The 13,077-nt window shown below is 74.9% G+C and carries 11 protein-coding genes; 5 read left to right on the plus strand and 6 right to left on the minus strand.

The features are described from left to right. Nucleotides 1-8: 8 nt before the first annotated feature. The 4 genes from dnaG to ACFYMP_RS14925 form a co-directional block, all read right to left on the minus strand. Complete coding sequence (gene dnaG / locus ACFYMP_RS14910; RefSeq protein ID WP_388856195.1) at nt 9-1,928, minus strand: DNA primase; 1,920 nt, start codon at nt 1,926-1,928, stop codon at nt 9-11. 97 nt (nt 1,929-2,025) lie between these two features. Then, nucleotides 2,026-3,294, minus strand: coding sequence for an NAD(P)/FAD-dependent oxidoreductase (locus ACFYMP_RS14915; RefSeq protein ID WP_388856198.1), 1,269 nt, complete (start codon nt 3,292-3,294; stop codon nt 2,026-2,028). A 286-nt stretch (nt 3,295-3,580) separates the two neighbouring features. Next, nucleotides 3,581-5,068 (minus strand): deoxyguanosinetriphosphate triphosphohydrolase, encoded by a 1,488-nt coding sequence (locus tag ACFYMP_RS14920; RefSeq protein WP_388856201.1) that lies wholly within the window; start codon nt 5,066-5,068, stop codon nt 3,581-3,583. 156 nt (nt 5,069-5,224) lie between these two features. Further along, nucleotides 5,225-5,905 carry an NADPH-dependent FMN reductase gene (locus ACFYMP_RS14925; protein WP_388856204.1) on the minus strand — a complete coding sequence of 227 codons (681 nt, stop codon included), beginning with the start codon at nt 5,903-5,905 and terminating at the stop codon, nt 5,225-5,227. Between the two features lie 228 nt (nt 5,906-6,133). Here ACFYMP_RS14925 and ACFYMP_RS14930 point away from each other — a divergent pair, with 228 nt between their 5' ends. Both ACFYMP_RS14930 and ACFYMP_RS14935 read left to right on the plus strand, forming a co-directional pair. Further along, nucleotides 6,134-6,976, plus strand: a complete 843-nt coding sequence (locus tag ACFYMP_RS14930) for an aminotransferase class IV (RefSeq protein WP_388856207.1) — start codon at nt 6,134-6,136, stop codon at nt 6,974-6,976. Between the two features lie 163 nt (nt 6,977-7,139). Then, nucleotides 7,140-7,778 (plus strand): hypothetical protein, encoded by a 639-nt coding sequence (locus ACFYMP_RS14935; RefSeq protein ID WP_388856210.1) that lies wholly within the window; start codon nt 7,140-7,142, stop codon nt 7,776-7,778. Nucleotides 7,779-7,850: 72 nt separating this feature from the next. On the opposite strand, the gene ACFYMP_RS14940 is transcribed toward ACFYMP_RS14935, so the two are convergent. After that, nucleotides 7,851-8,630, minus strand: a complete 780-nt coding sequence (locus tag ACFYMP_RS14940; RefSeq protein WP_363145098.1) for a TSUP family transporter — start codon at nt 8,628-8,630, stop codon at nt 7,851-7,853. A gap of 137 nt (nt 8,631-8,767) precedes the next feature. On the opposite strand from ACFYMP_RS14940, the gene ACFYMP_RS14945 reads away from it, so the two are divergent. The 3 genes from ACFYMP_RS14945 (at nt 8,768) to ACFYMP_RS14955 (ending at nt 11,447) form a co-directional block, all read left to right on the plus strand. Further along, complete coding sequence (locus tag ACFYMP_RS14945) at nt 8,768-9,352, plus strand: TetR/AcrR family transcriptional regulator (RefSeq protein WP_388856214.1); 585 nt, start codon at nt 8,768-8,770, stop codon at nt 9,350-9,352. Nucleotides 9,353-9,597: 245 nt separating this feature from the next. Beyond that, nucleotides 9,598-10,410, plus strand: coding sequence for an SDR family NAD(P)-dependent oxidoreductase (locus ACFYMP_RS14950; RefSeq protein WP_388856217.1), 813 nt, complete (start codon nt 9,598-9,600; stop codon nt 10,408-10,410). 110 nt (nt 10,411-10,520) lie between these two features. Next, nucleotides 10,521-11,447 carry an oxidoreductase gene (locus ACFYMP_RS14955; protein ID WP_388856221.1) on the plus strand — a complete coding sequence of 309 codons (927 nt, stop codon included), beginning with the start codon at nt 10,521-10,523 and terminating at the stop codon, nt 11,445-11,447. Nucleotides 11,448-11,523: 76 nt separating this feature from the next. On the opposite strand, the gene ACFYMP_RS14960 is transcribed toward ACFYMP_RS14955, so the two are convergent. Then, nucleotides 11,524-12,984: an MFS transporter gene (locus tag ACFYMP_RS14960; RefSeq protein WP_388856224.1), complete on the minus strand. Its 1,461-nt coding sequence runs from the start codon at nt 12,982-12,984 to the stop codon at nt 11,524-11,526. Nucleotides 12,985-13,077: the final 93 nt, after the last annotated feature.

The following is a 13,077-nucleotide window of genomic DNA, read 5'->3' on the forward strand; positions in this document are numbered from 1 at the left end:
CGGCCGCCTCAGAGCGCCGCCGCGCCCTCCTGCTGGAGGGCGCGGCCGTACTGCTCCAGGACCCACAGGTCGTTCTGGATCTCGGTGGTCCTCGCCGGGTCGCCCTGGGCGCTGACGCGGGTGAAGGCGCCCTGGAGTTCGCGGACGCGGCGCTGGACGGCGCGCAGCCGGACCCGGACCAGTTGTTCTCCGGCGTAGATCTCGTCGACGACGCGGCGGTGGATGGCCTCGACGGCGAGTTCGGTGACCATGGCGCGGACCCGGTCGTCGGGGGCGGCCTCGCGTACGGCGGTGAGGTAGGCCATCGAGTCGCGGGTGCCCTCCTCGGCGCCGCCCGCGTCGGCGATGGCCTGCCGGACGGCCGCGTAGGCGGGGGCGGTGAACTCGTCCACGCCGTACGCGTCGAAGGCCGGGGAGACCAGTTCGGGGCGCTGGAGGGCGAGCTTGAGCAGTTCGCGCTCGGTCATCTGGGCGGGGTTGCGCAGGTGCAGGGCGGGTCCGGCGGGCGCGGCCGGGCGGGCGGGGGCCTCGGCGGTCGCGGTGCCGCCGCGCCGGGAGCCGCCCGAGGGCGCGCGTTCGCCGCCGTGCTCGCGGGCCCAGCGGGCCACGGTGGCGACGCGTTTGACGACTTCCTGCTGGTCCATGACGCCGTAGCCGAGCATCCCGGCGAGCTGTACGGCGACCGCGTGGCGCAGGGCCACGTTCTTGACCCGGGCGACGACCGGGGCGGCCTCGTCGAGGGCGGCGGCGCGGCCGGCCGGGGTCTCCAGGTCGTAGCGGGAGACGATGTGACGCAGCGCGAACTCGAAGAGCGGGACGCGGGGTTCGACCAGTTCCCGTACGGACTCCTCGCCCTTGGCCAGGCGCAGGTCGCAGGGGTCCATGTTGTCGGGGGCGATCGCGATGTAGGTCTCGGCGGCGAACTTCTGGTCGTCCTCGAAGGCGCGCAGGGCGGCTTTCTGCCCGGCCGAGTCGCCGTCGAAGGTGAAGATCACGCGGGCGCTGCCGTTGTCCATGAGCAGGCGGCGCAGGATCTTGATGTGCTCGGTGCCGAAGGCGGTGCCGCAGGTCGCGATGGCGGTGGTGACACCGGCCAGGTGGCAGGCCATGACGTCGGTGTAGCCCTCGACGACGACCGCGCGGCTGCTCTTGGCGATGTCCTTCTTGGCGAGGTCGATGCCGTAGAGGACCTGCGACTTGTGGTAGACGGGGGTCTCGGGGGTGTTGAGGTACTTCGGGCCGTTGTCGTCCTCGCGCAGCCGGCGCGCGCCGAAGCCGACGACCTCGCCCCCGATGTCCTTGATGGGCCACATGAGGCGGCCGCGGAAGCGGTCGATGGGCCGGCCGCCGCGGCTCTCCTGGGCGAGGCCGGAGGTGATGAGTTCCTTGTCGCTGAAGCCCTTGCCCCGCAGGTAGCGGGTGAGGTGGTCCCAGCCGGCCGGGCTGTAGCCGACGCCGAAGTGCTCGGCGGCCGACTGGTCGAAGCCTCGTTCGGCGAGGAAGCGGCGGCCGACCTCGGCCTCGGCGCTCCCGAGCTGCTCCGCGTAGAACTGGGCGGCGGCCTGGTGGGCCTCGATGAGGCGGATGCGTTCGCCGCGCTGGTGGCTCGGGTTGTACCCGCCCTCCTCGTAGCGCAGCGTGATGCCGGCCTTGGCGGCGAGCCGCTCGACCACCTCGGAGAAGGAGAGGTGGTCGATCTTCATCACGAAGGTGATGGTGTCGCCGCCCTCCTGGCAGCCGAAGCAGTGGAACAGGCCCTTGCTGGGGCTGACCTGGAAGGAGGGGGACTTCTCGTCGTGGAAGGGGCACAGACCCTTGAGGTTGCCGCCGCCCGCGTTGCGCAGCTGGAGGTACTCCGAGACGACGGCGTCGATCGGGACCGCGTCCCTGACCGCCTTCACGTCCTCGTCGTTGATCCTGCCAGCCACGCGGAAATTCTACGGTGCCGCGAGCCGGGTGCTTCTCCGTACGCGGTGCGTGAGTGCCGTACGGGCCCGCGCGCCCGGCCCGGCGGCGGCCGCCCGCTCAGCCCGGCAGCAGGGAGGACAGCTCCACGCCCGGGTCGGACAGGGCCTCGGGATCGGGGCGGACACCGGAGCGGATGAGGGCCTGGATCGTTTCTGTGACGTCCCACACATTGACGTTCATCCCGGCCCGGACCTGTCCGTCCAGCAGCCAGAACGCGATGAACTGCCGCTTTCCGGCGTCGCCGCGCACGAGCACGTGGTCGTATCCGCCGGGCGGGGCGTACCCGGAGTACTCCATGCCGAGGTCGTACTGGTCGGAGAAGAAATAGGGCACCCGGTCGTGGACGGTGTCCTTGCCGAGCATGGAGCGGGCGGCGGCCGGTCCCCCGTTGAGCGCGTTGGCCCAGTGCTCGACGCGCTGCGGCGGGCCGGGGAACAGGGCGAGGGGCGCGGAGGCGACGTCCCCGGCCGCGTAGACGTCGGGGTCGCTGGTGCGCAGCGAGGCGTCCACGGCGATCCCGCCGCCCTCCCCGGGCGCGGCGAGGCGCAGCCCGGCGGACTCGGCGAGGGAGACGCGGGGGGCCGCGCCGATCGCGGCGAGCACGTCGTGCGCCGGGTGCTCCTCCCCGTCGTCGGTGAGGGCGGCCAGGACGACGCCGTCCTGGCCGATGATCTCGGTGAGCCGGGCGCCGAAGTGGAAGCGCACGCCCCGGTCGCTGTGCAGGTCGGTGAAGAGGCGGCCGACCTCGGGGCCGAGCACGCCGTGCAGCGGGGTGGGTTCCGCCTCGACGACGGTGACCTCCGCCCCGTAGCCGCGTGCGGCGGCCGCGACCTCCAGACCGATCCAGCCGGCCCCGGCGATCAGCAGGTGCCCGTTGTCGCGCCCGAGGGCGGACAGGACGCGGCGCAGCCGTTCGGCGTGCGCGAGGCGGCGCAGGTGGTGGACGCCGACGAGGCCGGTGCCGGGGATGTCGAGGCGGCGCGGTTCCGAGCCGGTGGCCAGCAGCAGCTTGTCGTACTGCAGGAGGGTCCCGTCGCCGAGGGTGACGGTGTGGGCCTCGCGGTCGAGGGCGACGGCGGGCTGGCCGAGGTGGAGTTCGATGTCGGCGCTCGCGTACCAGGCGGCCTCGTGCACGAAGACGCTGTCGCGCTCCTCCTTGCCGAGGAGGTACCCCTTGGACAGGGGCGGTCGTTCGTAGGGGTGGTCCCGTTCGTCGCAGACCAGGATCACCCGGCCGGTGAAGCCCTCCGCGCGCAGGGTTTCGGCGGCCTTCGCCCCGGCCAGCCCACCCCCGACGATGACGAACGTCTGATCCGCGTCGACCACGTGATGCCTCCTCAGTACCTTCGGTCCGGGCCCTCGACCACTAGGCGAGCGTCCCGCACGCGGCGTGAAGGGGGAAGAGGGGGGCCGCCGATCCGGCCGGGCCCCGTGACGCCCTGTGCCGCCCACGGGGTCTGACGGACCGTATCCCACGAGGTCGCGCCCGTGCAGCGGCGGGGCGCACGGACGGAGGGCACGCGCCGGCCGAATATGCGGGGCGTCTCGCGTACCTCCTGTTCACCGGCACGGGGGATGGCTCGCACACACGTACGACTTGACCTCGGGGTGCTCATCGGCCGCGCCCCGGGCCGGTCAGGTCGGCGTGCAGGGAGCGGGCCGAGGCGTCGGTGAGGGAGGCGATCTGGTCGATGACGACGCGGCGGCGCGACCGGTCGTCCGGGGCCGCCCGGTACAGGGCACGGAACTGCGGGTCGAGTCCTTCGGGGGCGCGTGCGGTGAGGGCCTCGGCGAGTTCGGCGACGACGACGCGCTGCTCGGCGCGGATGACCTCCTGTTCGGCGCGCTGGATGACGTAGAGGTCGGCGACGGCCTTGAGCGTGCCGCATTCGAGGCGGGCGGAGCGCGGGACGACGAGGCGGGCGCCGTACCGGGTCAGCCGCCCCGGTCCGTACGCGGCGCGGGTCGCGCTCTCGGCGGCGAAGCAGAAGCGGCCGATGAGCTGGCTCGTGGCGTCCTTGAGCCGGGCCTGCGCGGGGGCGGAGCCGTCGTATCCGTGCGGCCACCAGTCCTGCGCGAGGAGCCGGTCGAGGGCGTCGGACAGCTCCTGGGGGTCGGCGTCGCGCGGGACGTGGCCGCGTTCGAGGGCGACCCGCCCGATCTCGGCGCGCTCCGGTTCGGCGAGCAGGGCACCGGGGTCGATGTGCCCGGCGTGCAGGCCGTCCTCGACGTCGTGCACCGAGTAGGCGACGTCGTCGGACCAGTCCATGACCTGCGCCTCGAAGCAGGTCTCGTGCGGCGGGGCGTCGCGCCGCAGCCACGCGAAGACCGGCAGGTCGTCCTCGTACACCCCGAACTTCACGGAGCCGGGGTCCTTGGGGTGCTCGCCCCGGCGCCAGGGGTACTTGGTGGCCGCGTCGAGGGCGGCCCGGGTCAGGTTGAGGCCGACGCTCTCGTCCTCGCCGCTCTCCTCGGAGCGCACGAAGCGCTTGGGTTCTATGCGGCTGAGCAGGCGCAGCGACTGGGCGTTTCCCTCGAAGCCGCCGATGTCCGAGGCGAGTTCGCTCAGGACCTGCTCGCCGTTGTGCCCGAAGGGCGGGTGGCCGAGGTCGTGGGAGAGACAGGCCGTCTCCACCAGATCGGGGTCGCAGCCGAGCGCGGCGCCCAGTTCCCGGCCGACCTGCGCGCACTCCAGGGAGTGGGTGAGCCGGGTGCGCGGGCTCGCGTCCCACACGTGGCCCCGGGTGCCCGGGGTGACGACCTGGGTCTTCCCGGCGAGCCTGCGCAGGGCCGAGGAGTGCAGGACGCGGGCGCGGTCGCGCTGGAAGGAGGTGCGGCCGGGCCGCTTGTCGGGCTCGGGGGCCCAGCGTTCGGTGGCGGCCGCGTCGTAGGCGGGTACGTCGTAGGCGGGTGCGACGGCGGGGCCGGTGGCCCCGGCGCGCGCGAGGCGGGCGCCCTCGCCCGGTCCGGCCGGGCGGTCGCCGCCGGTCGCCGCCGCGGTCCGTGCGCGCGCCCCGGCCCGTCCCTCTTCGGCCCGTCCCTCTTCCGCGTTCGGCCGCGCGCCCGGTGCCGTCCTGCCTGGTCCCTCGGTTCCTGCCATGGGTCCGAGGGTAGACGGCGGAAACGACATTCCGGGCCGGACGGGCGGCGGGGCCGGACGGGCGGTGCACGGTGCCGGGCCGACCACGGGCCACAGGCCCCGGGGCCGGGCCGCTCGCGGTGTCTCCCCGCCGGCCGGGCCCCCGCCGGGCCGGGCTCACGATCCGTACGGGCGGATGTCCTTGCCCTCTCGCAGGGTGTGGCCCCACCAGTCGAGCTGGTCGAGCAGCCTGTCGAGAGCCGCTTCGGCGGTGGCCGGGTCGCGCGGGCGGCCGGAGGGGTCGAACAGGCCGGCCGCGTGCGCGAAGGAGACGGTCTCGCGGACGGTGACGGCGTGCAGTTCGGCGAAGACGCCGCGCAGGTGCTCGACGGCCCGCAGCCCGCCGGAGACCCCGCCGTAGGACACGAAGCCGACCGGTTTGGCCTGCCATTCGTCGAAGTGCCAGTCGATGAGGTTCTTGAGCGGGGCCGGATAGGAGTGGTTGTACTCGGGGGTGAGCACGACGAAGGCGTCGGCGGCCGCGAGCGCCGCCGAGGTGGCGGACAGCTCACGGGCGGGTTCCGGCTCCGGGCGGCTGGTGATCGCGGCGGGCAGGGTGGTGGTGCCGACGTCGACGGTCACGGGGACGAGCCCCGGGCGTGCGGCCATCCGGGAGAGGACCCAGTCGGCGATGACGGGGCCGAAGCGGCCCTCGCGGTTGCTGCCGACGACGAGCGTCGTCCGCAGCGGCCGGTCCCGGCCCGACAGGACGGGCGCGGGGGCGGGGACGGCGGAATCGGCCGGGCCGGGGCCGGAGGAGGGGGCGGGGGTGTGCGTGGGAGCCTGAGCGATGTCCATGACGTGAGACTCGTATGTCAAGTTTGGTTGAGGTCAAGTCGGCACGGGGGCGAGTTCCGCCGGGTGGCGCGTGTCGGACCGCCTCCCCGCGGGCTTTCCGTCCCCCGCCGGCCGGTTCGGGGCCGGCCGCGCCGCGTGCCGGATCGTTCGGGCTGTCGGCTCCCCCGTCGCGTGCCGCCGTTCGTGGCGGGCCCCGGGGCCCGCGCCGGGCGGTACTACCGTGGCGTCATGACAGGACGAGACACCCCTGGTCCGGCCCCCTCGCCCGGCTCCGCTCCCGGCCCGCTCCAGCGCTCGCTCGGCATCCTGCGCATGGAGGTCGACGGCCGTCCGCCCACGGCCGACGACCTGTTGTGGCGGGCCGTCGTGAACGACGGGCACTTCACCGCGATGCAGATCAGGGGCGGGAGGGTGCGGGGCCTTCGGGCGCACCTGGACCGGCTCGCGGAGGGCTCGCGGGAACTGTGGGGCCTGGAGCCGGACGGGGATCTGGTGCGCGCACGGGTGCGGCACGCGCTCGGCGGGGACCTGCTCGACGCGGCCGTCCGGATCTACGTGCACCGCCCGCTGGAGGCGCTCTCGCTGTTCGTGACGGTGCGTGAGCCGGTCGAGGCGGGCCGGTCGGCGAAGCGGTTGCGCTCGGTCGCCTATGTGCGTCCGCTCGCGCACGTCAAGCACCTCGGCGGTTTCGGGCAGATCCACGCGGGGCGCGTCGCTGCCGGGGAGGGCTTCGACGAGGCGTTGCTGACCGGGCCGGAGGGTCTGGTGAGCGAGGGCGCGGTGACGAACGTCCTGTTCCACGACGGGGAGCGGTTCGTGGCGCCCGACGGGCCCTCGCTGGAGGGGACGACACTGCGGCTGCTCGCGGCGGGGCTGGCCGCGGCGGGCTCCCCGGTCGCGCGGGAGCCGGTGCGCCTGGCGGAGCTGGGCCGCTTCCGCGCCGCCTTCGTCTGCAACTCGCAGGGCGTCGCCCCCGTACAGGCCGTGGACGAGCGGGAGTTCGCGGTCGACGACCGGCTGTACGGCCGGCTGGAGGAGGTGTACGGGGCGGTCCCCTGGGACGTGGTCTGAGGCCCCCGCGGCCTTCCGTACGGCGGTGTCGCGCTGATGCGGCGTCACCCGTTCACCCCTGCTGAGCGGGCGGGCGGTGGCGTACCCGGCTTACCTCGTAGGCGGGGCGCGTACGGCGCCGTGCGCGCAGAGCCGCGGCCGGGCCCCGCGCGGAAGGAGGACCATGCCCACGACACGTCTGCGGACGGGTGCGGCAGCCGCCGCCGTAGTAGCCGCCGGAATCGTCTGGGTCCCGGGGGCGGCGGCGCACGCCGACCGGGGTCCCGCGGCCGGGCCCGCGCTCCGGCTGGAGCCGGCCTCGGTCGCGCCGGGCACGACGGTGACCGTGCGGACGGCGGCGTGCGGTTCCGGTGCCGCGACGGGTTCGGCGCCCGCGGTCCGCGAGGGGAGCTTCCCGCTGGGCGCGGACGCGGCGGCGGGCGAGTCGGTGGGAAGGTTCACCGTCCCCGCGACCGTAGAACCGGGCACGTACGAGGTCGTGGCGCGCTGCGGGAGCGGAAAGGCCGACGTCCGCGGCGACCTGACGGTGGGGACGGCGGGACTCGACGGCGCGTACGGCCCCGCGGGCCACGCGGCCGGTGAGAGCGGCGCGGGGGGCGGCGCCGGGAACCGTACGGAAAGCGGCACCGGGACCGACGCGGGGAGCGGCGGCGCGGGGGGCGCGGCGCGGACCGCCGCGGCCGGTCCAGGCCCGCTGGGCGGCGATCCCGTGCGGGTGGCCTGCGGGGTCGGGGTGCTCGCGTGCGCGGCGGCCGCCGGTACGTGGCTGCTGCACCGCAGGGCGCGCGGCGTCGGGCTGTGACGGCGGAGGGGGCGGGGCGGGGCCCGCGGGCGGCCCCCGCCCCGGTCGCCCCTCGCCGGGCACCGGGGCCGTTCAGCCCAGCCACTGGTCGTAGGCGAGCTTCCCGACCAGGGTCACCACGACCACGACCAGGACGAGGCGCACGAAGCCGCTGCCCCGGTTGAGCGCGGTGCGGGCGCCGGTCATCCCGCCGACGAGGTTGCACAGGGCCATGGGCGCGGCCAGTTGCCACATCACGGTGCCGTGGTAGGCGAACATGCCGAGCGCGCCGAGGTTCGTGCACACGTTGACGATCTTCGCGGTGGCCGAGGCGGTCACCAGATTGAGGTGCAGCACGGCGGTCAGCGCGATGACCAGGAAGGTTCCGGTGCCCGGCCCGAACAGCCCGTCGTAGAAGCCGATGCCGAGCCCGGCGACGCCGATCGCGGTGAGCACGCGGGCGCGCCCGGCCGGCGGTCCCTGGACCGCGGTGCCGAAGGAGGGCCGCAGCATCACGAAGGCCAGGACGGCGAGCAGGACGACCATGATGAGCGGGCGCAGCAGGTCGCTGTCGATACCGGCCGCGAAGAAGGCCCCGGTCATCGATCCGCACACGGCCGCGATCCCGATGCCCACGGCGGTCCTGACGTTCACCGGGGCGCGGCGCGCGTAGGTGACGGCGGCCGCGCCGGTGCCGACGACGGCGACCGCCTTGTTGGTGCCGAGGATCTGGGCGGGGGCGACGTGCGGGACACCGAGGAACAGGGCCGGCAGCAGCAGGAGTCCGCCGCCGCCCACGACGGCGTCGATCCAGCCGGCGGCCAGCGCGGCCAGGCACAGGACGAACACCGAGGTCAAAGGTATGTCGGGCATGGGCACGACCCTATGAGGCCGCGATGTCCGACCGTTCGGGCGGCTCCCGGGGAGCTGCGGCAGGTCCCGCGCCACCGCAGGGAGGCGGGACCCGGTTTTTCTTGACCGGACGTTCCATCTCCCTCTAGGTTCGCCCCATGGGCAGAGCGAAGGAGTTCGATCCCGAGGCGGCTCTCGGCACGGCCATGGAGCTGTTCTGGGAGCGCGGGTACGAAGCCACCACGATGGCCGATCTGGTGGCCGCGCTCGGCATCGGCCGGGCCAGTCTGTACGCGACCTTCGGCGGCAAGCGCGAACTGTACCTGCGCGCGCTCGACCGGTACGGGGCCTGCCAGGACCCGCGCCTGCTGGAGGAGTTGTCGGCGCCCGGCCCCGCGCTGCCCGGGGTGCGCGCGGTGGTCCTGCGGTTCGCGGACGAGGCCGCGAAGGCCACCACGCGCGGCCGGGGCTGTTTCGTCACGAACACCGCCGCCGAACTCGGCGCGCGCGACGCGGAGGCGGCCCACCGGGTGGAGCGCAGCTGGGCGCACGTCGAGACACTGCTGCACTCGGCCCTGCTGCGCGCGCGGGCGCAGGGCGAACTGCCCCCAAAGCGGGACCCGGCGACGCTGGCCCGTCTCCTGCTGGTACTGCTCCAGGGGATGCGCGTCGTGGGCAAGGTCTCGGCCGATCCGGCGCGCGTCCGGGACGCGGCCCGGGAGGCGCTCACCCTGCTCGACTGAGCCGCGCGGCGACGGCCGCCGGTCCCGCGCAGCACTCGCGCACCCGCGCACCCGCGCATCGGTTCAGGAACGACCGTTCCAGATTCCGTCCGGGCACACCTGACAACTGACGCCCGGCGATCCTCACGCCCCCGCACCGGCGCACGCCCCCGCGCACCCGCGCACCCGCGCACCCGCGCACCCGCGCACGCGACGTCTCAGCACTTCCGCACTTCCGCACTTCCGCACCCGACAAGGGAGTTCTCATGACACCGACCGCCTCCGTTCCCCGTCCCGCCCCCGCTCCCACGGCCTTCCCCTCGCGCTTCTCGGGCGCGTCCGTGCTCGTGACGGGCGCGGGGTCCGGGCTCGGCCGTGCGCTGGCGCTCGGCTTCGCGGCCGAGGGCGCGTCGTTGACGCTGGCCGGCCGGGGCCGCGAGGCCCTGGAGGAGACGGCCGCCCAGGTCGGCGCGGCGGGCGCCGAGGCCGTCGTGTCCCCGACCGACGTGGGCGACCCGGCGGCGGTCGGCCGGCTCGTGGCCGGGGCCGTGGAACGGTTCGGCTCGCTGGACGTGGCGGTGAACAACGCCGGGGTCTTCCGGGGCGGCGCCCCGCTGACGGAGCTGAGCGACGCGGACTGGGCCACCCTCTTCGAGGTCAACGTGACCGGCGTCTTCCACTGCCTGCGGGAGGAGATCGCCCGGATGCGCGCGCAGTCCTCGGGCGGGGCGATCGTCAACATCGCCTCGAATCTGGGTGCGCACCGCCGCTTCCCGGGGCTCGCCGGCTACATCGCCTCGAAGGCGGCCGTGTCCGCGCTGACCCGGGCGGCGGCCCTGGACCACGCGGCGGAGGGCGTGCGGATCAACGCGGTGAGTCCGGGCCCGGTCGACACCGCCATGTCGCTGCGCCCCGGGGAGAGTCCGGCGGACCGGGCGGAGCGTATGAAGACGCAGTCGCCCCTGGGCCGGGTGTCCTTCACCGGGGAGGTCGTGGCGGCCGTACTGCACCTGGCCTCACCGGCCGCGGCCTCCACGATCGGGGCGGATCTCGTGGTCGACGGCGGGGCGGCGGCCTGAGGTGTCCGGGCGTAGCTGGCTAGGGTGGCGGGCAGGCGGTCCCCAGCGTCCCCGTGCCCGGCGGCAGGGCGACGCGTGACCGTGTGGATCAGGTGAAGGGAGCCCGCGTCATGTCCGGCTGGAGTGCGAGTGACATTCCCGACCAGGGGGGCCGTACGGCGGTCGTCACGGGGGCCAACAGCGGGATCGGCTACGTCACGGCCCGGGAGCTGGCGCGGCGCGGGGCGCACGTGGTCCTCGCGTGCCGGGACGAGGGGCGCGGTGGGGACGCGACGGCCCGGCTGCTCGCCGAAGTCCCGGGCGCGCACGCCGAGTTCTCCCGGCTGGACCTCGGGGACCTCTCCTCGGTGCGGGAGTTCGCGGACCGGCACGCGGAGCGGCGGATCGACCTGCTGATCGACAACGCGGGCGTCATGGCGCTGCCGTACGGCCGCACGGCGGACGGCTTCGAGCGGCAGTTCGGCGTCAACCATCTCGGGCACTACGCGCTGACCGGTCTCCTGCTGCCCGCGCTCACGCGGACGCCGGACAGCCGCGTCGTCACGGTGTCCAGCTTCATGCACCTGATGGCCAACATCGACATCAACGACCTCAACAGCGAGCGCGGGTACCGTCGCTGGATCGCGTACGCGCGCTCGAAGACGGCGAACCTGCTGTTCACGCACGAGCTGAGCAGGCGGCTGGCCGCGGCGGGGCTCTCGACGGTGGCCGCGGCGGCGCACCCCGGTTACGCGCGTACCAACCTCCAGACGGCGGGTGTGCGGATGGAGGGGCGCAGGCGGACCGAGAAGGCCGTCGAACTCGGCAACCGGATCGTGGCCCAGCCGGCGGAGCGGGGGGCCCTGCCGACCCTGTTCGCGGCGACCGCGCCCGGTGTGCGCGGCGACTCGTTCACCGGGCCGCGCCTCGCGGGCTGGCGCGGCGCCCCCGCCCCGTCCTGGCGTGCCCCCTGGACGCTGGACGACGAGGCGGCGCGCCGGCTCTGGGACGCCTCACGGGAGCTGACCGGGGTGACCTACGAGGGGCTGCCGGGCTGAGCCGGCCCGGCCGGAGCCCCGCTCTCACCGGCGCGGGACAACGGGCGGCCTCTCCCCCGCCGCCCGCCCGGCCGGCTCACTTCCCCGCCGGTCCGCCGCCCGGCCGCAGCCAGGCGGCGACCACACCGGCCCCGGCGAGCAGCGAGAGAGCGGCGGTCAGCAGCGCGTACCGGGTGCCGTTCGCGTCCGGGGCCCCTGAGCCGATGACCGCCCCCAGGACGGAGACGCCCAGCACCGCGCCGGTCTGGCGGGCGGAGTTGAGGGCGCCCGAGGCGATGCCGGACTGTTCCCTGGCCACCGAGCCGACCACGGCGGTCATGAGCGGCGGGATGGCGAAGGAGACGCCGAAGCCCATGACGAGCAGGCCCGCGCAGGTCGTGGCGAGCGCGGCCGTGGAGTCCGCGTCCGAGGCGGCGGACTGCACCAGCACCCCCGCTCCCATCATCAGGAAGCCCGTGATCGCCGGACCGCGCGCCCCGATCCTGCCGACGAGCCTGCCGGTGAGGACGGGGTTGAAGGCGGTCGGCAGCGTGAGCGGCAGGAACAGCAGCCCGGTGGTGAACGCCGAGTGTCCGTGCGTCTCCTGGAAGGACAGCGAGAGCACGAACAGCACGCCGGAGAGGCCGAAGTTGACGAGCAGCCCGGCGCACAGTCCGCAGGACAGGGTCCGGTCGCGGAACAGGCCGGGCGGCAGCATGGGCGAGCGCCGCCGGGTGGGCGTACGGCGCTCGGCGGCCACGAGGAGCGGCGCGCTCAGGAGGAAGAGGGCGAAGGACCCGAGGACCCGCGGGGAGCCCCAGCCCTCCGGCCCGCTCTCGACCAGCCCGTAGGTCAGCGCGGTGAGGGCGAGGACGGCCGTGGCCTGGCCGGGCAGGTCGAGGCCCCGGGCGGCCCCGGGGACGTTGGCCGGGGCGTGTCGTACGACGAGGACCAGGCTCAGGAGCGCGACCGGCACGTTGATCAGGAAGACGGCCCGCCAGCCCAGCGAGTCGCTGAGGACGCCTCCGACCAGCGGTCCCGCGGCGAGCGCGCTGCCGCTGATCGCGGCCCAGGCCCCCAGGGCGCGGGCCCGCACGGCCGGTTCGGTGAAGGCGTGCGCGATGATCGCGAGCGAGGTGGGCAGCAGGAGCGCCCCGGCCACACCGAGCAGGGCGCGCAGCGCGATGAGCGCGCCGAGGGAGCCGATGGCCGCCGAGGCGCCGGAGAACGCGGCGAACAGCCACAGCCCGGTCACGAAGACCTTCCGGCCGCCGTAGCGGTCGCTGAGCGCACCGGCGGTCAGGAGCAGCGCGGCGAAGGTGAGCGTGTAGCCGTTGGACACCCACTGGAGCCCGCTGAGCGAACCGGACAGCTCCGCGCCGATCGCCGGCAGCGCGACCGTGACCACCGTGGTGTCCAGCAGCACCATGAAGTAGCCGAGCGAGATCCCGAGGAGCAGGAGTCCGCCGGACCGCGCGGCCGCCGGTGCCGGCGTGCCGGGAGGGCTTCCCGGGGCGTCTTCGGTTGCGTGGACGGTACGTGCCGACTGGCTGGGCATGGGGGCCTCCGGGAAGGGGGACGGGGCAGGCGAAGGGCGTGCGGGGCGGTCGCAGGAAGAGGGAGGGGGCCGGCCGCCGGCACGGGAGGGGGC

This window comes from Streptomyces sp. NPDC007088 (assembly GCF_042869355.1).
Classification (GTDB): domain Bacteria; phylum Actinomycetota; class Actinomycetes; order Streptomycetales; family Streptomycetaceae; genus Streptomyces.

What these genes read in the sequence shown, in the direction of transcription:
- ACFYMP_RS14920 (WP_388856201.1), bottom strand. Translation starts at nt 5,068, where the DNA reads ATGGCAGGAACCGAGGGACCAGGCAGGACGGCACCGGGCGCGCGGCCG.
- ACFYMP_RS14925 (WP_388856204.1), bottom strand. Translation starts at nt 5,905, where the DNA reads ATGGACATCGCTCAGGCTCCCACGCACACCCCCGCCCCCTCCTCCGGC.
- ACFYMP_RS14930 (WP_388856207.1), top strand. Translation starts at nt 6,134, where the DNA reads ATGACAGGACGAGACACCCCTGGTCCGGCCCCCTCGCCCGGCTCCGCT.
- ACFYMP_RS14935 (WP_388856210.1), top strand. Translation starts at nt 7,140, where the DNA reads ATGCCCACGACACGTCTGCGGACGGGTGCGGCAGCCGCCGCCGTAGTA.
- ACFYMP_RS14940 (WP_363145098.1), bottom strand. Translation starts at nt 8,630, where the DNA reads ATGCCCGACATACCTTTGACCTCGGTGTTCGTCCTGTGCCTGGCCGCG.
- ACFYMP_RS14945 (WP_388856214.1), top strand. Translation starts at nt 8,768, where the DNA reads ATGGGCAGAGCGAAGGAGTTCGATCCCGAGGCGGCTCTCGGCACGGCC.
- ACFYMP_RS14950 (WP_388856217.1), top strand. Translation starts at nt 9,598, where the DNA reads ATGACACCGACCGCCTCCGTTCCCCGTCCCGCCCCCGCTCCCACGGCC.
- ACFYMP_RS14955 (WP_388856221.1), top strand. Translation starts at nt 10,521, where the DNA reads ATGTCCGGCTGGAGTGCGAGTGACATTCCCGACCAGGGGGGCCGTACG.
- ACFYMP_RS14960 (WP_388856224.1), bottom strand. Translation starts at nt 12,984, where the DNA reads ATGCCCAGCCAGTCGGCACGTACCGTCCACGCAACCGAAGACGCCCCG.